The 19,214-nt window shown below is 63.8% G+C and carries 21 protein-coding genes; 12 read left to right on the top strand and 9 right to left on the bottom strand.

Annotation, left to right across the window (positions count from 1 at the left end; all coding sequences use genetic code 11):
- Positions 1-22: 22 nt before the first annotated feature.
- Positions 23-226 carry a hypothetical protein gene (locus M622_RS40305; RefSeq protein ID WP_021249018.1) on the top strand — a complete coding sequence of 68 codons (204 nt, stop codon included), beginning with the start codon at positions 23-25 and terminating at the stop codon, positions 224-226.
- Positions 227-526: 300 nt separating this feature from the next.
- On the opposite strand, the gene M622_RS28390 is transcribed toward M622_RS40305, so the two are convergent.
- On the bottom strand, positions 527-934 hold the full coding sequence (locus tag M622_RS28390; protein WP_040830612.1) for a hypothetical protein: 408 nt from the start codon (positions 932-934) through the stop codon (positions 527-529).
- Between the two features lie 554 nt (positions 935-1,488).
- Between M622_RS28390 and M622_RS28385 the strand changes: the two genes are divergently transcribed.
- The gene (locus tag M622_RS28385) at positions 1,489-1,704 is read left to right on the top strand and encodes a hypothetical protein (protein ID WP_021249016.1); all 216 of its coding nucleotides are present in this window, start codon (positions 1,489-1,491) and stop codon (positions 1,702-1,704) included.
- 128 nt (positions 1,705-1,832) lie between these two features.
- Here the strand turns inward: M622_RS28385 and M622_RS28380 are convergent, their stop codons facing one another.
- The 8 genes from M622_RS28380 to M622_RS28350 all read right to left on the bottom strand — a co-directional run bounded on the left by M622_RS28380 (position 1,833) and on the right by M622_RS28350 (position 7,955).
- The gene (locus tag M622_RS28380) at positions 1,833-2,768 is read right to left on the bottom strand and encodes a DUF7146 domain-containing protein (RefSeq protein ID WP_021249015.1); all 936 of its coding nucleotides are present in this window, start codon (positions 2,766-2,768) and stop codon (positions 1,833-1,835) included.
- Positions 2,761-4,314, bottom strand: a complete 1,554-nt coding sequence (locus tag M622_RS28375) for a DEAD/DEAH box helicase (RefSeq protein ID WP_021249014.1) — start codon at positions 4,312-4,314, stop codon at positions 2,761-2,763. Before M622_RS28375 ends, M622_RS28380 begins: the two co-directional genes overlap by 8 nt.
- Positions 4,311-4,892 carry a YdaU family protein gene (locus tag M622_RS39335; protein ID WP_021249013.1) on the bottom strand — a complete coding sequence of 194 codons (582 nt, stop codon included), beginning with the start codon at positions 4,890-4,892 and terminating at the stop codon, positions 4,311-4,313. Before M622_RS39335 ends, M622_RS28375 begins: the two co-directional genes overlap by 4 nt.
- The gene (locus M622_RS28370) at positions 4,892-5,284 is read right to left on the bottom strand and encodes a hypothetical protein (RefSeq protein WP_021249012.1); all 393 of its coding nucleotides are present in this window, start codon (positions 5,282-5,284) and stop codon (positions 4,892-4,894) included. The genes M622_RS39335 and M622_RS28370 overlap by 1 nt, the downstream gene beginning before the upstream one ends.
- On the bottom strand, positions 5,281-5,466 hold the full coding sequence (locus M622_RS28365) for a hypothetical protein (RefSeq protein ID WP_021249011.1): 186 nt from the start codon (positions 5,464-5,466) through the stop codon (positions 5,281-5,283). Before M622_RS28365 ends, M622_RS28370 begins: the two co-directional genes overlap by 4 nt.
- Positions 5,467-5,661, bottom strand: a complete 195-nt coding sequence (locus M622_RS28360; RefSeq protein ID WP_021249010.1) for a helix-turn-helix domain-containing protein — start codon at positions 5,659-5,661, stop codon at positions 5,467-5,469.
- A gap of 113 nt (positions 5,662-5,774) precedes the next feature.
- Positions 5,775-6,467: a hypothetical protein gene (locus M622_RS28355; protein WP_021249009.1), complete on the bottom strand. Its 693-nt coding sequence runs from the start codon at positions 6,465-6,467 to the stop codon at positions 5,775-5,777.
- Between the two features lie 99 nt (positions 6,468-6,566).
- A complete protein-coding gene (locus M622_RS28350; protein ID WP_021249008.1) occupies positions 6,567-7,955 on the bottom strand; it encodes a tyrosine-type recombinase/integrase in 1,389 nt (462 codons plus the stop codon).
- Positions 7,956-8,439: 484 nt separating this feature from the next.
- On the opposite strand from M622_RS28350, the gene M622_RS28345 reads away from it, so the two are divergent.
- From M622_RS28345 to infB, 10 genes are all read left to right on the top strand, one after another.
- On the top strand, positions 8,440-9,333 hold the full coding sequence (locus M622_RS28345; RefSeq protein ID WP_031346684.1) for an alpha/beta fold hydrolase: 894 nt from the start codon (positions 8,440-8,442) through the stop codon (positions 9,331-9,333).
- 50 nt (positions 9,334-9,383) lie between these two features.
- Positions 9,384-10,223 (top strand): 3',5'-nucleoside bisphosphate phosphatase, encoded by an 840-nt coding sequence (locus M622_RS28340; protein ID WP_021249006.1) that lies wholly within the window; start codon positions 9,384-9,386, stop codon positions 10,221-10,223.
- 13 nt (positions 10,224-10,236) lie between these two features.
- Complete coding sequence (locus M622_RS28335) at positions 10,237-10,863, top strand: L-threonylcarbamoyladenylate synthase (RefSeq protein ID WP_021249005.1); 627 nt, start codon at positions 10,237-10,239, stop codon at positions 10,861-10,863.
- 48 nt (positions 10,864-10,911) lie between these two features.
- A complete protein-coding gene (locus M622_RS28330; RefSeq protein ID WP_021249004.1) occupies positions 10,912-11,571 on the top strand; it encodes a site-2 protease family protein in 660 nt (219 codons plus the stop codon).
- Positions 11,572-11,583: 12 nt separating this feature from the next.
- On the top strand, positions 11,584-12,414 hold the full coding sequence (locus tag M622_RS28325; protein WP_021249003.1) for a segregation and condensation protein A: 831 nt from the start codon (positions 11,584-11,586) through the stop codon (positions 12,412-12,414).
- A complete protein-coding gene (gene scpB / locus M622_RS28320; RefSeq protein WP_021249002.1) occupies positions 12,392-12,991 on the top strand; it encodes an SMC-Scp complex subunit ScpB in 600 nt (199 codons plus the stop codon). Before M622_RS28325 ends, scpB begins: the two co-directional genes overlap by 23 nt.
- Positions 12,942-14,084: a 23S rRNA pseudouridine(2605) synthase RluB gene (rluB, locus tag M622_RS28315; protein WP_021249001.1), complete on the top strand. Its 1,143-nt coding sequence runs from the start codon at positions 12,942-12,944 to the stop codon at positions 14,082-14,084. The genes scpB and rluB overlap by 50 nt, the downstream gene beginning before the upstream one ends.
- Before the next feature lie 284 nt (positions 14,085-14,368).
- Positions 14,369-14,803 (top strand): ribosome maturation factor RimP, encoded by a 435-nt coding sequence (gene rimP / locus M622_RS28310; RefSeq protein WP_021249000.1) that lies wholly within the window; start codon positions 14,369-14,371, stop codon positions 14,801-14,803.
- A gap of 27 nt (positions 14,804-14,830) precedes the next feature.
- The gene (nusA, locus tag M622_RS28305) at positions 14,831-16,306 is read left to right on the top strand and encodes a transcription termination factor NusA (RefSeq protein WP_021248999.1); all 1,476 of its coding nucleotides are present in this window, start codon (positions 14,831-14,833) and stop codon (positions 16,304-16,306) included.
- 13 nt (positions 16,307-16,319) lie between these two features.
- A complete protein-coding gene (gene infB / locus M622_RS28300) occupies positions 16,320-19,214 on the top strand; it encodes a translation initiation factor IF-2 (protein ID WP_021248998.1) in 2,895 nt (964 codons plus the stop codon).

Genomic DNA, 19,214 nt, shown 5'->3' with positions numbered 1-19,214 from the left:
GATGAATCCAACAGAGCCAAGCATGCAGGACCAAGGCGACGACCTAGATGATGTCGCCGTGACGTATCTCAAGGGCTTCCCGCCAGACAGGGTGCGAGCCATCGTGGCGGAAGCTCGACGCTTGCGCGCGCGGCTCTCGTCAATACCCTTCTACGCGGAGAAGGAAAAGAGGCGTGGCAGCGAGTTGTGGCTGCGCTTGGCCATCAGCTACGCGGGTGAGGACTAGGGCCTCAGCCTGCGCGGATTCCGTGCGGATTCCCGCGCTGATCACGCGATGCCTTACCTGCATAGCCGGAAATCCGGCTTTTGACGTGCGCTTTGTTGTGCGCTTTGGCGTGCGGATTCCGCCTCTATGTGCCGCCGGCCGGAGCGCCGATTGACCGCCGATTCGCAAAGGAGCGCATCCGATGGATAGCGACTGATTTCCTGGCTCCCGCTATGGCGTTCACTCGCCGAAACCCCTTCAGTGAGCACGATAAGCCCTTGCGATCCGGTGCTGAACTGCATCCTGAAACGGATTCGATACCTACGCACCAACCTCCTCTTCCTTCCTATCTGCGAGCGCCAGGATGATTTTTCTGAGCGCCTGACGCTGCTCCTGCGGAAGCTCCAAGTAGGCAGCCACTACATCGCGCTCCTGGCTCCGAAACACTTCATCCCACCAGCTTGTTCGCTCCTCGACGCGCCGCTCCGCCTCGCCTCCGTACCGCAGGCTCTGAGGCGAGACCCCGAGCCACTCGGCCAGAGTGACGATTTTGTCCTGCCCAGGGATCGCTTCGCCGAGAAGCCAGCGCCTCACGCCGTGGAGCGTCATCGGCTTTCCGTGCCAGCGCAAATTGAACTCGCGCTCCAAGACGGCGGGCTTCGGGTCATACCCCGCCAGTTGCATCGCTTCACGCAATCGGGTGGCGAAGTGACGTTTCGCATTTTCCATTCCAGGAACGTAGTGCAGCCACAGGATCGCAGTTTGACTACCTCATAAGCATAGTTACGTGATAACGTAACTTCTGAGCAAGTTACCCGGCATCACGTTGCGGTCGTCACAGATGCAAGTATGCGGGCTCTCGATCCCCGTCTTATCAATTCATTACGAAGAGGTTTCAAATGTCTCCGCAGCGTACGGTGATCTCAGTAAGCGCCTGCTTGGCGAGCCTGCTGCTTGTGGGCTGCGCAGGGTCACCGGCTAGGCTAGGCTTTGCGAGTGCAGATGAACTTACACAGCAGAGCAACTACAACCTCTGCCGCGCATCTGCTTCGATGTATTCGAACCGAATGATGGACGAGGAAATTGCGCGCCGAGGCATAGACTGCGGGCCGCATATCGCCGCCGCGGAAACCCGAAAGCAGGCCCAGTTCAACGCAGGCATGTCCATGATGACGAACAGTCAGCGCCAAGCACCGGTAATACAGCCCCCACCACCCCCGAAGCGCACTCACTGCACTCGACTCGGTGATGACGTGCAGTGCACGCAATACTGACATCGCGAAATGAATGAAGATATTCTCGTTGCGTTCATCGGTGGCGCCCTCATCGCCTCAGGCTTTTGGGTGCGGGCCAAGGCTGATAGCCATTACATGAGTGCCCTACACCGAGGGCTATCAGGCGATGCTGCCGATTTCGCGGACCGGGAACGCAATGCTGGAAAGCTCAAAGGAAATGTCGCACTTACCTTGGGCGTTATCACCTTGGCCGCGCTCGCTTAAGGTGAGGCTTAAGTCATGATCAGAGATGCTTGATGCGGACATTTCGTTGAGGTGGAGCGCCGATTACGCATTGCGTCGCTCGTAACGTCGTTCGTAAGAAACCCGGCTCGGGGCCGGGTGGGTGGCGGTCAAGTCGGCGGTCGCCGTCGATTCAGTTCATCGAGCCAGTCCCCAACTTGGGGAGGGATCACGACTTCAGCCTCAATGCTGCGCAGCGCCAGCCGGTGCGCTGCTCGGTAGGCTGCGGCCTGCCCGGCGAAGTTGGCGTCGTTGTCCGCGAAGATGATGACGTGCCCCACGCCGGCCGGCGGCTCGAATGACTCGATCCCACTGGTGCTGATGCAACTCCAGGTCGGCACCTCGAACAGCTCGGCGGCGGCAAGGGCGGTCTCGATGCCCTCGGCCATCCCCAGGCTTCTCGAAACCGGCGTCAGGCGAATTGCAGCGCCAGCAAGGGGCAATCCCTGCATCATCTTTCTCGGGGCTGGTACAGCCGCCTTTTGACCGTCCTCGACATAGGTCCTGTGCATCGATACCGCGCGGCCTGTCGCATCGGTCACGGTCGCCAGCATCGCCGGGAGCGTGCCCAGCATCTTGCCGTCGTCCAGGTACGCCATGCCGGGGTGCGTGCGGATGCTCTCGGGCAGGTCGTGCAGGCGCAGCCCTCGCCCAGCCAAGTAGCGATATGCCTCGTCCTCGCGCTGAATCGGCCTGGACTCCTTGAAGGCGCGGCGCAATGCATGCAGCTTGTCGTCGTCGGTGCGCTCGGTCCTGGTGGCGGTCGGCTTGATCTTGCCGGCAATGCGCTCGACCTCGGCGGCCACATCGCGGAACGACAGGCCGGTGATGCCCATTGCCAGCTGCACACCGTCGCCTGCGCCACAGCCGGAACAGAAGTAGGTCCCGCGTCCGTCCTTGTCATCGAACCGGAAGCGGTCGCGGCCTCCGCACATCGGACAGGGGCCGTGCTTGCCGGACAGGGCGCGCTCATCCATGCCTAGGACCGTCAGAATCGACCGCCAGCGGCCTTGTGCGATGTGGCGAACATCCAGGCGATCAGACATGGCTACGGCCCTCCTGATGCTTCTCGCGGCCTTTGGCGAAGCGAATCTCTTGCGACTTCAGCCAGGACAGCAGTTCGCCGGTCGGTGTGGCCGTCACGTCACGCATGTTGCGCGGCCACACGTCGAACATGGCGCGGTACTTGTGCGCCACCCAACCGGGTGAATAGCCCTTGTTGCGCGCGACCTGAAGCAACTGCGAATAGACGTGCTGCTTGCGGTCGGGCGTCGCCGGCTTCTTGGCCTTGCGGTCGAATCGCTCCAGCTCACCGTCGATGACCTCGATGTCGTTCTGGCGCTCGGGCTCGAAGCTGCATTTCGGACACTTGCGGGTGCCGGCCGGCTTGACGAACTTGCAGCTCGGGCAGGGCTTGGGCTCGGGCTTCTCGCGCTCTTGGCAGCCTGACTTGTTCGGGCTGCCGTCGTCCAGATCCAGCGGCAAGTCATCGAACGGATGGCCGATGCGCTGCACACTGCCCGAGTGGTCCAGCAGCAGGGCGTGAGTCTTGCCGGGGGCCGGCCTCAAGATCCTGCCCACCATTTGCAGGAACCTCGTCAGCGACCTTGTGGGCCTCGCCAGAATCATGCAGAAAGTGTTCGGCAGGTCGAAGCCCTCGGACAGCAGCGCCACGTTCGACAGCACCGTGAAGTCGCCACGCTCGAACTTCCCGAGAATGTCGGCGCGGGTGTCGTCGTCCATGTAGCAGTCAAGGTGCTCGGCCGTCACCCCGGCGGCCTGGAACTGCCCGACGATGTGCTTGCTGTGCGCGATGCTCGACGCGAATACGATGGTCTTGCGGCCTGCTGCCAGCTTCAGCCAGTGCCGGATGATGTCGCCCACCAGCTCGGGCCGGTCGGTGGCCTCGTCGATGTCGGCTTGCCGGTAGTCCTGTTCCCCCTCGGGCGTGCGGGTCAGCTTCGCGCCCGCCATGTCGGGCTTGCTGGGCGCGTAGATTTCCAGGTCCGTCAGGAACCCGTCGTCGACCAACTGCTGCACCGTTGCACCGACGACAAGTTCCTCGAACAGCGCACCATGCAGCTCGTCGTAGTGCTTGCCCAGACCACGGGCAAACGGCGTCGCGCTCAGTCCGATAACCGGAACCTTGTTGAAGCGGAACAGCAGGCGGCGGTACTTCTCGCTGCCGGCGACCGCGTGCGCCTCGTCGATGATGAACAGCGCCACGTCGTCGAACGTGTAGTTCCGGGCGTGAATGGTGTCGATGCTGCACACGACCACGCGATGATGCAGGCCGGCTGTGTTCTCGCCTTGGGCGATGCCCACATCAAGACCAGCAGCGCGCAAGGCGGCGGCGAACTGGTGGACGAGTTGCTTGCGATTCGCCAGGACGATGACGCGGCCGGATGACTTGGCGAGCGTCATTTGCGTGATGGCGGTCGCCACGCGGGTCTTGCCCCCCCCTGTGGGCAGGTAGGTCAGCACGCGGCGCTTACCGGCGCGCAGGGCGGCGCGGGTGGCGTCGACGACATTCGACTGGTACGGGCGCAGGCTGATGATTTCCCCAGCCAGGGCGGAATGATTCGTCGTCATGCCGGCCTCCCGATGCCCAGGTCGCGCTCTGCAAGGGCCACGTCCTCATCGAAGTCGCCCAAAGGCTGCTTCGCCTTGGCTCGGGGGGTTTGGGTTGGGGTTGGCTCCTTCGCTTGGTGCTCGCTCGCTATATTTCTATTGGAACTGCGATTCGTATTGCGACCGCACTGCGACCGCATTGCGACCGCATCGGCTTCGCATTTGTCATTGTCGGCGGTGCGGCCTTTCTCCTTGTCCCACCGGGCTTTTGCAGCGGCCTTGCCGGCGCGCGATGACTTCTCGATGGACTCATAGGCGGCCTGCAACTCGTCATCGGTCCGCCAGTGCAGCCACTGCCCATGCAAGACCTCGAAAAACGGCTCCACCATCGGCCGGACCTCAGCCCACTCTTCGACCGACGAGCCGACGATGCGGGCCAGCACGCGGTCATCGTCTTTCGGTGGGCCGGAGCGCCAGTAGCTGAACAGCAGGCGCATGTAGCAGCCGTGTTCCTCGGCGCTCAGGTGCACCGTGTCCGCGATGTGCGCGGGAAGCTCGATAGTGAATCGGTAGGGCGTGCGGGGCGCGTAGCGGCGCATCAGACACCTCCCGCAAGCATCAGGCCGACGACCGCAGCCAGGGCGACCCAGCCCAACAGCTCAGGCGCGATGAAGCCAGCACCACGGTGGCGCAACCATGCAGACACCTTGCGGCGGTCGGCCGCGGTGGCGTGATACACGCCAGGACGACAAGGGCGACCGTCGCGGTCCAGTGCTTCCACGCGCTCACAGGGAAGTTCCAGGCCACGCCGACGAAGCTCGCCAATCAAGTCGGGCGCATTGCTACATCCAGCGGCGCGGTCGATTTCCTCGCGTCGGGCGGGGCGTTGAAGCAGCAGGGCTAGAGCACGCTGGTGGCGGGGGTTGTCGGTGTAGAATCCGCGCTGCTCAATGGCGCTCTCGGCTGCTTTGCGGTCGGGGGCGTTTTTCATTGCGCGCCCCCTTCCAACAGATCCGCAAGAGCGACCAATTTCTTGCCCAGGCTGCGAAGTCCGGCGGTGCCGATGACAACCTTCGCGGCGGTCACATCAACCTCGTTCGTTACGAGGATAGTGCCGCGCTCGTATTCGATGCAGCCGTCGCCGTCGATGTGGCTATAGAGCGTGATGTCCATTTAGGCCACCTCGCCGGTCAGTAGGCGGTCGATGGCCTCGCCGGGCCAGCGCAGCATGCGATTCGGCAGCTTTACCGGGCGGATGCCGAAGTAATGCCCATCGCGGCAAAGGGCGGCGCGCAGCGTTTGCGGGCGAATACCCAGCGCGGCGGCGGCCTGCTCGGTGCTGTATTTGGTCTGGGTGTTGGATTGCATTTTCGTTGAACCTCAATCACTCCGCTTGCGCGGCATGGGATGCAGTTCAACGAGATGGGGAAAAGCGGGAAAATCCGGGGAATTTCCGGGGGATTTCTGGGGGAATTGGGGGTTTACCGGTTGATGTCGTGCAATTGCCCGGCGAGGCTCAGGTCGGCGGCGGGCGTTGGCGCGGCTCCGCCATACCGGGTGCGGCATTCGGCCTCGATGCGCTCCAGGTAGTACCAGCCTTGCTTGCCGTCAGGGCTTGCTTCCTTCGGCACGCGGCATGCCTTCGCCCACTCTTCGGGCCGGTCCACGGCAGACGCCAACGCGGGGTATCTGCGCCCCAGGCGCTCGATGATGGCCTTGCGCTTCATGGGGGTCAGCTCGGGCCGGCTGTCCTGGTCCGCCTCGCCCACCGTTCCCTGCCGTTCCCGCTGCCATTCATCGCGCACGCGGAGGCGGGCACGTTCCCCCTCCTCGATAAGCTCGATGCGGCGCTTGCGGTGCCCTTCGTCGGTTTGTGACTCCGGTATCGGCTGCTCCCGGGCCACGTCGCCTTCGCGCAGCCCACCCGGCAAGCCGGCGGCGCTCGGAATCGCTTCGGTCAGTTCCTCACCACGCAATGCGGCTTCAACGCGTGCCACCTCCACCTCGGCCTCTTTGGCCTGCCGGATGTTGGCCTCGAACTCCAAGCCGGTCGTGCGGTCTGCGGCGGCTCGCAGGCGCCCGGCGGTCGCTTTCACCTCGTCGAGCTTCACATACAAATCAAACGCCCTCGCGAACTCGGCGGCCTCGGCGGTCGGAATGTCGTCGTCGTGCATTGCGTGCTCCTTCGATACGCTCCTTCGTTTGGGTGCCGCGCCAGCCGGGTGAAGGTGTCCGGCTTTTCCCTCCGTCGAGGTAGGGGCGGCATTGCTCGGTCAGGCCACCGCGCGCAGGGCGGGGGCGGCCTCTTGCTCGGTCGGCGGCTCGATGCCGGCCTCGGCCAGAATCCACGCCTCGATGCGCTCGTGCCACATGCGCAGCAGGTCGAGGGGGCGGCGGCGGTAGTGCTTTTCAGCAATGGCGCTCGGTGCGTGCCCCTGAATCTGCGCCACCACTCCGGCGGGCACTTCGCACCACTCGGCCAAGGTGCCGAAGCTCCGGCGCAGGCCGTGAATCGTCAGGTCATCCGGCAGGCCGGCGGCGGTGATGGCACGCTTGTGCGCGATGCGCGGTTCTTGCAGGCGGCCGGATGCGGCGCTCGGGCTGCTGAATACCCACGGCGAAGGCTCCCAAGCTTCGAGGTCGTTCTTGATGCGCTTGCCGTGCAGGATGCGGTACTCGGGCGGCGGCGTGTCGTTGCGGCGCTTCAGGTCGTGCAGCAGGCCGGCTACATAGGGCGTCAACGGGATGGTGCGCTCTCCTTCCACCTTGTCCCGGATGGTCAGGGCCTTCCACTTGAAATCCACGTCCTCCCACCGCAGGCCGGCCACTTCTTCCCGGCGGGCTCCGGTCAGCAGGGCCACTTGCAGGTAAGCGGACTGCACCGGATTGGTGATGGCGCGCACCTGCTCGAACCACGGGCGCAGCATCTCGCGCTGCAAACAGTCGTCCTTCGCTTGGCGCTTGGGCAGTTCGTCGCGGGCGATGCGGCCGGCGCAGGCGTCGGCGTGAATCTGCCCCTGGTACTCGGGGCGGTCGGCGCACCAGTTCAGGAAGGCGCGCAGGTAGGCGAAGGCGTTGCGGGCCATGGTCGCCCGGCGCTCGCTTTCGTCCCTCAGGATGGCGCGAACGGCGGCGGCGTCAATCTCCGATAGGGGGCGCTCGAGCAGGGCCAGCAGGATGCCGGGCTGCGTCGTGTCGCCTTCGCCTTTCTTGCGGCCTCGAGTCTTGGGCTTTCCGCCGGGGGCGATGGCGCGCTGATGCTCCAGCAGGGTGCGCGGACTCCACCGGGCGGCGCGGGCCTCGATGTAGGCGTTCCAGGCGTCCAGGGCGGGCGCTTCGATGCGGCGGGCTTCCTCGCGCTTGGCTTCGGATGCGGCGATGCGCTCGGCTTTCTGTTCGCGGGGGTCGATGCCCTGGTCGACAAGTGTTTGCAGGCGGCGAGCCTCGGCGCGGGCGTCATCAAGGTTCCAGGCGCGCACATCCCCGATGGTCACGCGCAGGGTGCGGCGGTTCAGCTTGGACTCGAAGATGTACGCCTTCGCGCCAGCGGTCGCGCGCACGGCAAGGCGGGGCGCTTCAGTGTCCCACAGGAAGGCTTGGGTCTTGTCGGTCGGGATGGTGAAGCGGCGGATGCGGTCAGGGGTCAGTCGCTCGCGTTGCATGGTGTCGGCTCCAGCTTGGGTTGGCTACACGGCGATTCCATGTAGCCACCATGTAGCCATATTCTAGCAATCCGGCTCAACGCCGAGCAATGCGAAAAATAAACTTGCCTTTGTTTTTCAATGGCCTTGAGCGTTTTTGTGCATGTAGTTCAACCCCGAAAAACACCGTCTTTTGCAAATTTGTAATCAGAAGGTCGTGGGTTCGATTCCTATTGCCGGCACCATAGAATCAAGCACTTACGCCAATCCTTCGGGGTTGGCGTTTTGCTTTTGCGGACTTGTGCATGCGTGGTGTGGTGTCCGTAGGGCCGCGCATGGGGTTCGAGAGGGTTCGAGCGCTTTCAAACGCTGATCGAAGCCGCTTCATGGTCGGTCGGGCGGGACGCTCCGTGTGTCATGTCGAGCTTTTGCGGGCGGCGTAGGCGAGGTCTTCGAGCGCTCAGGCGGCGGCATGGCGGCGCGGGTGCTTTGTTATGATGCGGCGATGGAAATTTCCCGTTCCCGCTTTGCTGACGTCCGCGGTTTGCGCCTCCATCTGCGCGAATGGGGCGAGGAAGGCTTGCCACGGCTCTACCTGCTGCATGGCTGGATGGACGCGTCGCCGTCCTTCCAGTTCGTCGTCGATGCGCTTGCCCACGACTGGCATGTGATCGCCCCGGACTGGCGTGGCTTTGGTCGCAGCGCATGGTGCGGCGGGGATGGGTACTGGTTTCCGGACTATTTTGCCGACCTCGATGCGATCCTGCGACTTTGCGAGGGCAATGACGATGCCCCTGTGCGTCTCGTCGGCCACAGCATGGGCGGCAATGTCGCGCTCATGTATGCCGGCATTCGTCCTGCGCGTGTGGCGGGTGTGCTTGCGCTCGACGCCTTTGGTTTGCCGGATCGGCCTGCAGCCGAGGCGCCCGGGCGTTACCAGAAATGGTTGGCGAGCTTGACCGTAAGGCCGCGACCGCGTGCCTACCCCAGCCACGATGCGATCGCCGCACGTCTGCGGCAGGACAATCCGCGCCTGAGTTCGGCGCGTGCGACCTGGCTGGCGCACGCCCTGGCCGAGGCTGAAGGCGAAGGCTGGCGCATCGCGGGCGATCCCGCGCACCGTCGCGTCAATCCGGTGCTTTACCGACGCGCCGAGGCGCAAGCCTGCTGGCAGCGAATCACCGCTCCGGTGCTGGTGGTCGAGCCCGGCGCGGAGCCCGGGACAGATCATTTGCGTGCGCGGATCGGTATCAGCGACGCCGATCACGCTGCGGCTCTGGCCTGCTTTGGCGCGCTGCGCTTGCTCACGCTCGCCGATGCCGGACACAACCTGCATCACGATCAGCCCGAGCAGATTGCCGGGATCATTGAAGCGTTCTTCTTGTCAGACGGTCCATGACAACTCGTATGACTGCTCGTTTTACCACTTCTTTGCAGGAACTTGCCCGCATGCACTTGCTCAACGCCGACCTTCACTGCCACTCCACCGTGTCCGACGGCTGGCTCGATCCAGCCGACGTGGTGCGGCGTGCGCAGGCGAACGGCGTGGAACTGCTTGCGCTCACCGATCACGATGAGTTGAGTGGGCTCGACGTCGCCGCGCGGACGGCGGCCGAGTTGGGGGTCGGGTTCGTGCCCGGGGTGGAGATTTCGGTGTCCTTCGCCAATGACAGCGTGCATATCGTGGGCTTGGCCATCGACCCCTGCGCGCCCGCGATCGTCACCGGCCTGCAACAGCTCAGGGCCGGGCGTGAGGCCCGCGCGCAGCGCATCGCAGCGGCGCTGGCCGAGGTCGGCATCCAGGGTGCACTCGAAGGCGCCCATCAATTTGCGCGCAATCCTGCACTCGTCAGCCGCGCCCACTTTGCCCGCCATCTCGTTGCCAGTGGCATCATGCCGGACGTGAAAACGGTGTTCGATCATTACCTGGTACGCGGCAAGCCCGGTTTCGTCGAGCATACCTGGGCATCGCTGGAGGACGCCGTGGGCTGGATCGTGGCCGCGGGCGGTGTTGCGGTGCTTGCGCATCCAGCGCGTTACCGCCTGTCGGCGGCCGGCATGACCCAACTGCTTGACCGTTTCGTCGCTGCAGGTGGCGATGCCATCGAGGTGGTTTCAGGTGCGCACAGTGAGGACGAGATGCGCCGCTTCGCCACGGTTGCCCGTCAGCGCGGCCTGCTCGCCTCGCGCGCCTCCGACTTTCACGGCGAACAAGAGAGTCCGACCGACCTCGGACGTTGCAAACCCCTTCCGCCTGACCTCATGCCAGTGTGGTCACGCTTCATTTGAGAACAAACCGATCATGGCCCAATTCTTTTCCCTACACCCTGAGCAGCCCCAGCCGCGGCTCGTTCGCCAGGCTGCCGAGATCATCCGTACTGGCGGGTTGGTGGTGCTGCCCACCGATTCGGCTTACGCCCTGGTGTGCTCCACCGGCGACGCCAGTCTGCTTGATCGCATCCGCAAGATTCGTGGCGTCGATGATCGTCATCATTTCACCCTGATGTGTCGCGATCTGTCCGAAATCGGCACCTACGCGCGGGTGGACAACAGCCAGTACCGTCTGCTCAAGGCCACCACGCCGGGTCCTTACACCTTCATCCTTGAGGGCACGAAGGAGTTGCCGCGACGTCTGCTCCACCCCAAGCGCAAGACCATTGGCCTGCGCGTGCCTGAGCATGCGGTCGTCCTGGCGTTGCTCGCCGAGCTGGAAGGACCCTTGCTGACCTCGACGCTGCTCTTGCCCGGAGAAGAGCTGCCGTTGACCGACCCCGAGGAGATCCGCGAACGCATGGAGAAGTTGGTGGATCTCGTGATCGAGGCCGGCCCCTGCGGTGCGCAGGCGACCACGGTGATCGATCTGAGCTCGGGCACGCCACAGCTCGTGCGCGAAGGGCGCGGCGCACTCGCGCCCTTCGGCCTCGGCTGAGGCCCATTGGCGCTCTGTTAGAATGCAGCCTTTATCGTTGACGCGTCCATGGACTCATTGATCTCGGCGCTGGCAATCTGGGCTTTGCCTGTGTTGCTCGCCATCACCCTGCACGAGGCCGCGCACGGCTATGTGGCAAGGCACTTTGGCGACCCCACCGCCGACCTGGCCGGGCGCATAACGCTCAACCCGCTGCGCCACATCGATCCGGTGGGTACCTTGCTGGTGCCGGCGAGCATCCTCGCTTTGAGCTCGCTGTTCGGGGCGGGCGGCATCTTGTTTGGCTGGGCGAAGCCGGTGCCGGTCAATTTCAGTCGTCTGCGCAACCCCAAGGCCGACATGTTGTGGGTCGCCGCAGCGGGACCGTTCACAAACCTGATCATGGCGCTGGGCTGGGCGATCCTGTTCCGCATCGCGCTGGTCGGTGAGCCCGGCGCCTATACCCTGCCGCTGCTGAAGATGGCCGATGCCGGCATGCAGATCAATGCCGTGCTGATGGTGCTCAACCTGCTGCCCCTGCCGCCGCTGGATGGTGGGCGCATTGCCGTCAGCTTGCTGCCACACCATCTGGCGTGGAGATTCGCCCGCCTCGAACCCTATGGTTTTCCGATTCTGCTCGTGCTCTTGTTTACCGGCGTGCTTGGCGCCATCCTGTGGCCGCTGATTGCCGGCTTCCGCTTTGTGCTCGGTGCCCTGATCGGCATCTGAGGCGATGCGCACATGAGTCTGCCGCTTGACCTGGCGCCGATGGATGCGCCCATGGTGCTTGAGCATGTGGCGCGTATCTATGGCGAACCGCTGCTCGAACTGCCGAAAGACCTGTATATTCCGCCCGACGCGCTGGAAGTGTTCCTCGACGCCTTCGAAGGGCCGCTCGATCTGCTGTTGTACCTGATCCGCAAGGCCAATCTTGACGTGCTGGACGTGCCGATGGCGCCGCTCACGGCGCAGTATCTGGCTTACGTCGAAGCGATGCGGGAGACGAACCTCGAGCTCGCGGCCGAGTATCTGTTGATGGCGGCGATGTTGCTCGAGATCAAGTCACGCATGCTGCTGCCACGGCCGGCGCGCGAGAGTGTGATCGAAGACGACCCGCGCGCAGAGTTGGTGCGGCGTTTGCTTGAATATGAGCGCATGAAGCTGGCCGCCGCGAGGCTGGACATGCTGCCGCGTGTCGAACGTGATTTTGAGTGGGCGGGCGTGTTTGTCGCCGAGAAAGTGAGCGCGCGCCTGCCTGAGCTCAGCCTGCACGACCTCCAGCTCGCCTGGCTGCGCATCATGAAACATGCCCGTCTGACGCAGAGCCACCGGGTCGGGCGTGAGCAGCTCTCGGTGCGTGAGCACATGACCGCCATCCTGCGCAAGCTCGGAGACGGTGATTTCGTGGTGTTCGACGCGCTGTTCGATGTGAAGCTCGGGGCGGCGGGACTGGTGGTGAGTTTTCTCGCCGTGCTGGAACTGGTGAAGGAAAGATTGGTGGAAGTGAGCCAGAACGAGGCCTTTGCGCCGATCTACGTCAGGCTGGCCGATGCATCCCGCGACCACACCTGAAGCCTGGTTGCGTGTCATCGAGGCGGCCTTGCTGGCCACCCAGGCGCCCTTGACGGTGATGGAGCTGCGTCGCCTGTTCGACGAGGACCCCGGAAACGATCTGGTTCGCAAGCTGCTCGAAGAGTTGCGCGCGCAATGGTCTGCAGCTGAGCGTGGCGTCGAACTCGTGCAACTCGCCAGCGGCTGGCGCTTTCAGACCCGCGCCGAGTACCAGTGTTATCTGGACCGGCTCAAGGAGGAGAAGCCGCCGCGCTATTCGCGGGCGGTGATGGAGACACTGGCAATCATCGCCTACCGGCAGCCGGTGACGCGTGGTGACATCGAGGATGTGCGCGGCGTCACGGTGTCACCCAATATATTGAAAACGCTGGAGTCGCGCGGCTGGATTGATGTTGTCGGTCACCGCGATACTCCAGGCCGCCCGGAACTTTTCGCCACTACCCGGCGCTTTCTCGATGACATGAGCCTGCGCAGTCTGAGTGAACTGCCGGCGCTCATTGAAATCGAAAAAATCATGGACCTCGTTGATGTCTCGCAAACCGAACAGCCCGCTGCGGCCCCCCCAGAAGAAGTCTGATCCGGTCGACAATTCCGATCGATTCGGCCGCGCGCCGCGCGCCCGGCGCGAGGATGTGCACGCTGATGATGCGCAGCCCAAGGATCCGAACGCCCATCTCAATGCCGACCCGCGCGGGGTGCGCTCGCCACGGGGTGGGCAAGCGGGTGTGCGTCAAGGTGGTGATCCCGCGCGTCGGCCCGACGCCCACAAATCGGCGCTGGGTCAGCCCGACGGCAGTGAGCGCGGCGCGCGTGCGCGCACTGCACAGGGCCAGGGTGGCAGACGCAATGCCGCGGGCGCGCTCTCCGAGCCCGAGCGCCTGCAGAAGGTGCTGGCACAGGCCGGCGTGGGTTCGCGCCGTGAAATCGAGGAGTGGGTGCTTGCAGGCCGCATCTCGGTCAACGGCTTGCCGGCCGCGCTCGGTCAGAAGATCGGTCCGGGAGACCGGGTCAAGGTCAACGGTAAGCTCGTGCCGCTCAGGTTCTCTCAGCGTTCGCCGCGCGTGCTGATCTATCACAAGCCTGAAGGCGAGATCGTGTCACGGGACGATCCGGACGGCCGCCCCACGGTCTTCGAACGCTTGCCCATCTTGCGCAAGGGGCGCTGGCTTGCGGTGGGGCGTCTGGACTTCAACACTTCAGGCCTGCTCTTGTTTACCAACGATGGTGATCTTGCCAATCGCCTCATGCACCCACGCTATGAAATGGAGCGTGAGTACGCGGTGCGCGTGCTCGGTGAGCTCAACGAGGAGCAGGCGAAGTCGCTGGTCGAGGGCTTGCAGCTCGCTGACGGCCCGGCCCGCTTCAACAGCTTGCGTAACGAGGGTGGAGAGGGCGTCAATCATTGGTATCGGGTGACGATCTCCGAAGGCCGCAACCGCGAGGTGCGGCGCATGTTCGAGGCCATCGGTCTGACCGTCAGTCGGCTGATGCGCGTGCGCTACGGTACGGTCGAGTTGCCGGCACGCCTGAAGCGCGGCATGTGGATGGAGATGCCCGAGGCCGAGGCCTGCCAGCTCGCCGGCCTGCCCGCGCCCGTGCGCGAGGTGCCCAAGGACGAGCGCGCCAAGCGTCCGCCAAAGATGCATCGGACGACGCCGACAACGCGCTGAGTGCACTCTCGGTCGCCCCCTTTGGCGAGCCACGGGGGGCAATTGCTCAATGGCAGCAGTTTGCCCCGCCGTTGTTTTTGACGCTATAATCTCAAGGCTTTGGTAGATGGCTTCTGCCCGGCGGCAGCTTCAGTGCATGCGCCGGGCTTTTCCGTCCTTCGGTTGTGGCCCGCAGCGTGCTTCTGAGAGGGCGAGTGAATGGTGGGCATCAGGCCCATGGATGATGGGCATTAGGCCCATTTTTTATTTGTGCGCGACGATTTTGCGTGTGGTGGAAGAGAAGCATGCGAGCAGGCATCGAGAATCTGATTGAACAGGTGGTGAGCGGCCTCGGCTATGAACTCGTGGATATCGAGTTTTCGCCGCGTGGGCGCTTGCTGCGCGTGTTTCTCGACATCGAGCGCGGCATCACCGTTGATGACTGCGCCACGGTGAGCAACCAGCTGCAGCGTGTGTTCGAGGTCGAGAACGTCGACTACGATCGCCTCGAGATTTCTTCTCCGGGCCTCGACAGGCCGCTCAAGAAATTGGCCGATTTCGAGCGCTTCGTGGGCGAAAATGCCCAGCTTCGGCTGTCATTGCCGATCGGTAATCAACGAAATTTTGTCGGGGTGCTGGGCGGTGTGCGCGATGGCGCCGTGGTGCTCGAAACCGAGAAGGGCGAGCACTTGCTGCCTTTCCAGGACATTGAAAAGGCGCGCCTTGTACCTAAATTCTAAGACTTTGGATGTGGAGGTTTTCCTGAAATGAGCCGCGAGATTCTGCTGCTTGTTGATGCATTGGCGCGTGAAAAAAACGTCGCCAAGGACATCGTTTTTGCCGCGCTGGAGTCCGCGCTGGCCTCCGCAACCAAAAAGCGTATCCATGATGATGCCGACGTGTCGGTTGTGATCGATCGTGAGACCGGCGACTACACTTCGTGCCGGCGCTGGATCGTCATGCTCGATGAGGAGGTGACGAACGACGAAGCGGAGATGGGCATCATCGACGCGCGTGAGCTCGAGGCCGGCATTCAGCTTGGTGAGTACATCACCGAGGAGCTGGAGCCGATTGATTTTGGTCGCATCGGCGCCCAGGCTGCGAAGCAGGTCATCCTGCAGAAGATTCGCGACGCCGAGCGCGAGCAGGTGCTCAACGACTTTCTCGAGCGCAAGGACTTCCTCGTCTCCGGCGCCATCAAGCGTATGGAGCGCGGCAACGCGATCATCGAGGTGGGGCGCATGGAGGCGGTGGTGCCGCGTGATCAGCAGATCCCGCGCGAGAACCTGCGCGTCGGTGATCGCATCAAGGCCTACCTGCTGCGGGTTGATCGCGGCGTGCGTGGCCCGCAGCTGATTCTGTCGCGTACTGCGCCGGAATTCCTGATGAAGCTGTTCGAGCTCGAGGTGCCCGAGATCGAGGACGGGCTGCTGGAGATCAAGGCTTGCGCCCGTGATCCCGGCTTGCGCGCAAAGATCGCGGTGAAGTCCAACGACCCCCGCATCGATCCGATCGGCACCTGTGTCGGCCTGCGCGGCTCGCGCGTCACTGCCGTGCGCAATGAGATCGGTGGCGAGCAGATCGACATCATCGTGTGGGCGGCCGATCCGGCGCAGTTCGTGGTCGCGGCGCTGCAGCCCGCCGAAGTGGTTTCCATCGTGGTGGACGAAGACTCGCACGCCATGGAAGTGGTGGTTGATGAAAACAACCTCGCCATTGCCATCGGTCGCAATGGCCAGAACGTCAAGCTCGCATCAGAGCTGGCGGGCTGGGCGATCAACCTGATGAGCGAGCAGGAGTCGGCCGAGAAGAACGCCGAGGAGCAGCAAGGCCTGCGTGGGCTGTTCATGGAAAAACTGGATGTCGACGAAGAAATCGCCGACATCCTGATCGAGGAGGGGTTCTCCTCCCTGGAAGAAGTCGCCTATGTGCCCTTGACCGAGATGCTCGAAATCGAGGCATTCGACGAGGATACGGTCAACGAGCTGCGCAATCGCGCACGCAATGTGTTGCTGACCGAGGCGATCGTGACCGAAGAGCAGCTGGAGAATGTCTCCGACGATCTGCTCAATCTCGACGGCATGGAGAAGTCCCTTGCCGCCAAACTGGCCCAGCAGGGTGTGCGCACCCGTGAAGACCTCGCCGACCTTGCGGTCGACGAATTGGTTGAACTGGCCGGGATCGACGAAGAAAGAGCCAAGGCGCTGATTTCCGTTGCGCGCGCCCATTGGTTCGAAGAATGATGGGAGGGCAGTAATGGAAAACATGAGCGTGACCCAGTTTGCCGGCGAACTGAAAATGCCGGCGGCGTTGCTGCTCGAGCAGTTGAAGCGTGCGGGCGTGGAAAAATCCGGCGCCGCCGATCTGCTCACCGAACAGGACAAGGCGCGTTTGCTCGATTACTTGCGACGTGCCCATGGCGATACCGAGCCCAAGGGCAAGATCACCCTGACGCGCAAGCAGACGAGCGAGATCCGCGCGACCGACTCCACCGGGCGTGCGCGCACCGTGCAGGTCGAAGTGCGCAAGAAGCGCACTTTCGTCAAGCGTGATGAAGTGCTTGCCGAGGCCGCCAGCTCCGACGTGGTGGAGCCTGCCGAGGACGCAGTGGCGCTCGAGGCGCCTGTTGCAGCCGAGGCGATTGCCTCCATCACCCCCTCTGCGCCGGAAGTGATCGAGCCGCCTGTGGCGGCCGAGCCCGTGGTGAGCGAGCCAGCAGCCGTTGCTGCGCCCGAGCCCAAGTCCGAGCCCGAACCCGAGCCTGTGAAGGCGGTCGAGCCAAAGCCTGATGCCGCGGTGGAAGCAGTCGCGTCCGCCACAGCCAAGCCTGAGCCCGCTCCAGCCGCCGCAGCCAGGCCCGCGCCGGCGAAGACGACGACCACGCTCGTGCACTCCAAGCCGCTGGCGATCAGCGAACTTCTGAGCGATGAAGAGATTGCTGCGCGCAAGCGTGACGAAGAGCGTCTGCGCGCGCTCAGGGACCGCCAGGCTGCGGATCTGCGCGCACGCAATGAGCGCGAGGCGGCGGCCCGTGCCGCTGCCGACAATCGCCGCGCCGATGAAGAGGCGCGGGTTGCGGCAGAGTTGAAGAAGAAGGAAGAGCCGGCGAAGCCGGCGGCAGCCAAGCCCGTCACCGGTACGCTGCATAGGCCAGCGAAGGCCGCCGACAAGCCGGCGGCGAAGGATGCCAAGCCGGCGGCGAAAGAGGCCAAGCGCGGCGCTGCGGCGCCCGCACGCGAGGCCGATGGCGCCAAGCGCCGGGGCGGCTTGAAGACCCGCGGCGAGGTCGGTGCCACGACCAGCAGCAACTGGCGTGGTGCGGGCAGGGGCGGCGGTCGTCATGGCCGCCACCAGCAGGACGATCGCACCAATTTCCAGGCGCCCAGTGAGCCGATCGTGCGCGAGGTGCACGTGCCCGAAACCATCACCGTGGCTGATCTCGCCCACAAGATGGCGGTCAAGGCGGCCGAGGTGATCAAGGTCCTGATGAAGATGGGCACGATGGTCACCATCAACCAGGTGCTGGACCAGGACACGGCGATGATCATCGTCGAGGAAATGGGCCACGTCGCGGTTGCGGCGAAGCTGGATGATCCCGATGCCTTCCTCGTCGAGCACGACGAGCACAAGGACGTGGAAGTCCTGCCGCGTGCGCCGGTGGTCACCGTCATGGGCCACGTCGACCACGGCAAGACCTCGCTGCTTGACTACATCCGTCTTGCCAAGGTGGCTTCGGGTGAGTTCGGCGGCATTACGCAGCACATCGGCGCCTATAGCGTGAAGACCTCACGCGGCATGGTGACCTTTCTCGACACCCCGGGTCACGAGGCCTTCACGGCCATGCGTGCGCGTGGTGCGAGGGCGACCGACATCGTCATCCTGGTGGTGGCTGCGGACGACGGCGTGATGCCGCAGACGCGGGAAGCCATTCACCACGCCAAGGCCGCCGGCGTGCCGCTGGTGGTGGCGATCAACAAGATCGACAAGCCCGAGGCCAACCCCGATCGCGTCAAGCAGGAGTTGATCGCCGAGAGCGTCATTCCTGAAGAGTATGGCGGTGACGTCATGTTCGTTCCGGTATCGGCGAAGAAGGGTACGGGCATCGATGAACTGCTCGAGGCAGTGCTGCTGCAGGCCGAAGTGCTGGAGCTCACCGCTCCGGTCGAAGCCCCAGCCAAAGGCCTGATCATCGAAGCCCGTCTCGACAAGGGTCGCGGTCCGGTTGCCTCCTTGCTGGTGCTGTCGGGTACGTTGCGCAAGGGCGATGTCCTGCTGGCGGGCGCCACCTTTGGCCGCATCCGCGCCATGCTCGACGAGAACGGCAAGCAGATCGATGTTGCCGGGCCTTCGATTCCGGTCGAGATTCTTGGCCTTTCGGACGTTCCGGCTGCCGGAGACGAAGCCATCGCGCTCGCCGACGAGAAGAAGGCACGTGAGATCGCGCAATTCCGTCAGGGCAAGTACCGCGACGTCAAGCTTGCCAAGCAGCAGGCCGCCAAGCTCGAGACCCTGATGGATCAGATGTCCGAGGGCGAGGTCAAGACCCTGGCGCTGATCATCAAGGCGGACGTACAGGGTTCGCAGGAAGCGCTGGTGCAGTCGCTGCAGAAGCTCTCCACCGACGAGGTCAGGGTCAACGTCATCCACTCTGCGGTTGGCGCGATTTCCGAATCCGACATCAACCTGGCGCAGGCTTCGAGCGCGGTGGTCATTGGCTTCAACACGCGTGCCGATGCCGGTGCGCGCAAGTTGGCCGAGACCTTCGGCGTCGATATCCGCTACTACAACATCATCTACGACGCAGTCGATGAGGTGAGGGCAGCGCTGTCCGGCATGCTGGCGCCCGAGAAGCGTGAAGAGATCATCGGCCTGGTGGAGATTCGTCAGGTATTCACGGTCTCGAGGGTGGGTTCGATTGCGGGTTGCTATGTGCTCGAAGGCGTGGTCAAGCGCGGCTCGCATGTGCGCCTGCTGCGCAACCACACCGTGGTGTGGACGGGAGAGCTCGAATCGCTCAAGCGCTTCAAGGACGACGTCAAGGAAGTCAAGTTCGGTTACGAGTGCGGTCTGCAGTTGCGTAACTACAACGACATCCAGGAAGGTGACCAGCTCGAGGTGTTCGAGATCAAGGAAGTGGCGAGGACCCTGTAA

Origin of the sequence: Thauera terpenica 58Eu, assembly GCF_000443165.1 — a bacterium.
Taxonomy (GTDB): domain Bacteria; phylum Pseudomonadota; class Gammaproteobacteria; order Burkholderiales; family Rhodocyclaceae; genus Thauera; species Thauera terpenica.
This window is presented reverse-complemented; position numbering and strand designations above follow the sequence as displayed.

What these genes read in the sequence shown, in the direction of transcription:
- M622_RS28325 (WP_021249003.1), top strand. Translation starts at nt 11,584, where the DNA reads ATGAGTCTGCCGCTTGACCTGGCGCCGATGGATGCGCCCATGGTGCTT.
- infB (WP_021248998.1), top strand. Translation starts at nt 16,320, where the DNA reads ATGGAAAACATGAGCGTGACCCAGTTTGCCGGCGAACTGAAAATGCCG.
- scpB (WP_021249002.1), top strand. Translation starts at nt 12,392, where the DNA reads ATGCATCCCGCGACCACACCTGAAGCCTGGTTGCGTGTCATCGAGGCG.
- M622_RS28340 (WP_021249006.1), top strand. Translation starts at nt 9,384, where the DNA reads ATGCACTTGCTCAACGCCGACCTTCACTGCCACTCCACCGTGTCCGAC.
- M622_RS28330 (WP_021249004.1), top strand. Translation starts at nt 10,912, where the DNA reads ATGGACTCATTGATCTCGGCGCTGGCAATCTGGGCTTTGCCTGTGTTG.
- rimP (WP_021249000.1), top strand. Translation starts at nt 14,369, where the DNA reads ATGCGAGCAGGCATCGAGAATCTGATTGAACAGGTGGTGAGCGGCCTC.
- M622_RS28335 (WP_021249005.1), top strand. Translation starts at nt 10,237, where the DNA reads ATGGCCCAATTCTTTTCCCTACACCCTGAGCAGCCCCAGCCGCGGCTC.
- M622_RS40305 (WP_021249018.1), top strand. Translation starts at nt 23, where the DNA reads ATGCAGGACCAAGGCGACGACCTAGATGATGTCGCCGTGACGTATCTC.
- M622_RS28380 (WP_021249015.1), bottom strand. Translation starts at nt 2,768, where the DNA reads ATGTCTGATCGCCTGGATGTTCGCCACATCGCACAAGGCCGCTGGCGG.
- M622_RS28355 (WP_021249009.1), bottom strand. Translation starts at nt 6,467, where the DNA reads ATGCACGACGACGACATTCCGACCGCCGAGGCCGCCGAGTTCGCGAGG.
- M622_RS28370 (WP_021249012.1), bottom strand. Translation starts at nt 5,284, where the DNA reads ATGAAAAACGCCCCCGACCGCAAAGCAGCCGAGAGCGCCATTGAGCAG.
- M622_RS28350 (WP_021249008.1), bottom strand. Translation starts at nt 7,955, where the DNA reads ATGCAACGCGAGCGACTGACCCCTGACCGCATCCGCCGCTTCACCATC.
- M622_RS28345 (WP_031346684.1), top strand. Translation starts at nt 8,440, where the DNA reads ATGGAAATTTCCCGTTCCCGCTTTGCTGACGTCCGCGGTTTGCGCCTC.
- M622_RS28365 (WP_021249011.1), bottom strand. Translation starts at nt 5,466, where the DNA reads ATGGACATCACGCTCTATAGCCACATCGACGGCGACGGCTGCATCGAA.
- M622_RS28375 (WP_021249014.1), bottom strand. Translation starts at nt 4,314, where the DNA reads ATGACGACGAATCATTCCGCCCTGGCTGGGGAAATCATCAGCCTGCGC.
- rluB (WP_021249001.1), top strand. Translation starts at nt 12,942, where the DNA reads ATGTCTCGCAAACCGAACAGCCCGCTGCGGCCCCCCCAGAAGAAGTCT.
- M622_RS28385 (WP_021249016.1), top strand. Translation starts at nt 1,489, where the DNA reads ATGAATGAAGATATTCTCGTTGCGTTCATCGGTGGCGCCCTCATCGCC.
- M622_RS39335 (WP_021249013.1), bottom strand. Translation starts at nt 4,892, where the DNA reads ATGCGCCGCTACGCGCCCCGCACGCCCTACCGATTCACTATCGAGCTT.
- M622_RS28360 (WP_021249010.1), bottom strand. Translation starts at nt 5,661, where the DNA reads ATGCAATCCAACACCCAGACCAAATACAGCACCGAGCAGGCCGCCGCC.
- M622_RS28390 (WP_040830612.1), bottom strand. Translation starts at nt 934, where the DNA reads ATGGAAAATGCGAAACGTCACTTCGCCACCCGATTGCGTGAAGCGATG.
- nusA (WP_021248999.1), top strand. Translation starts at nt 14,831, where the DNA reads ATGAGCCGCGAGATTCTGCTGCTTGTTGATGCATTGGCGCGTGAAAAA.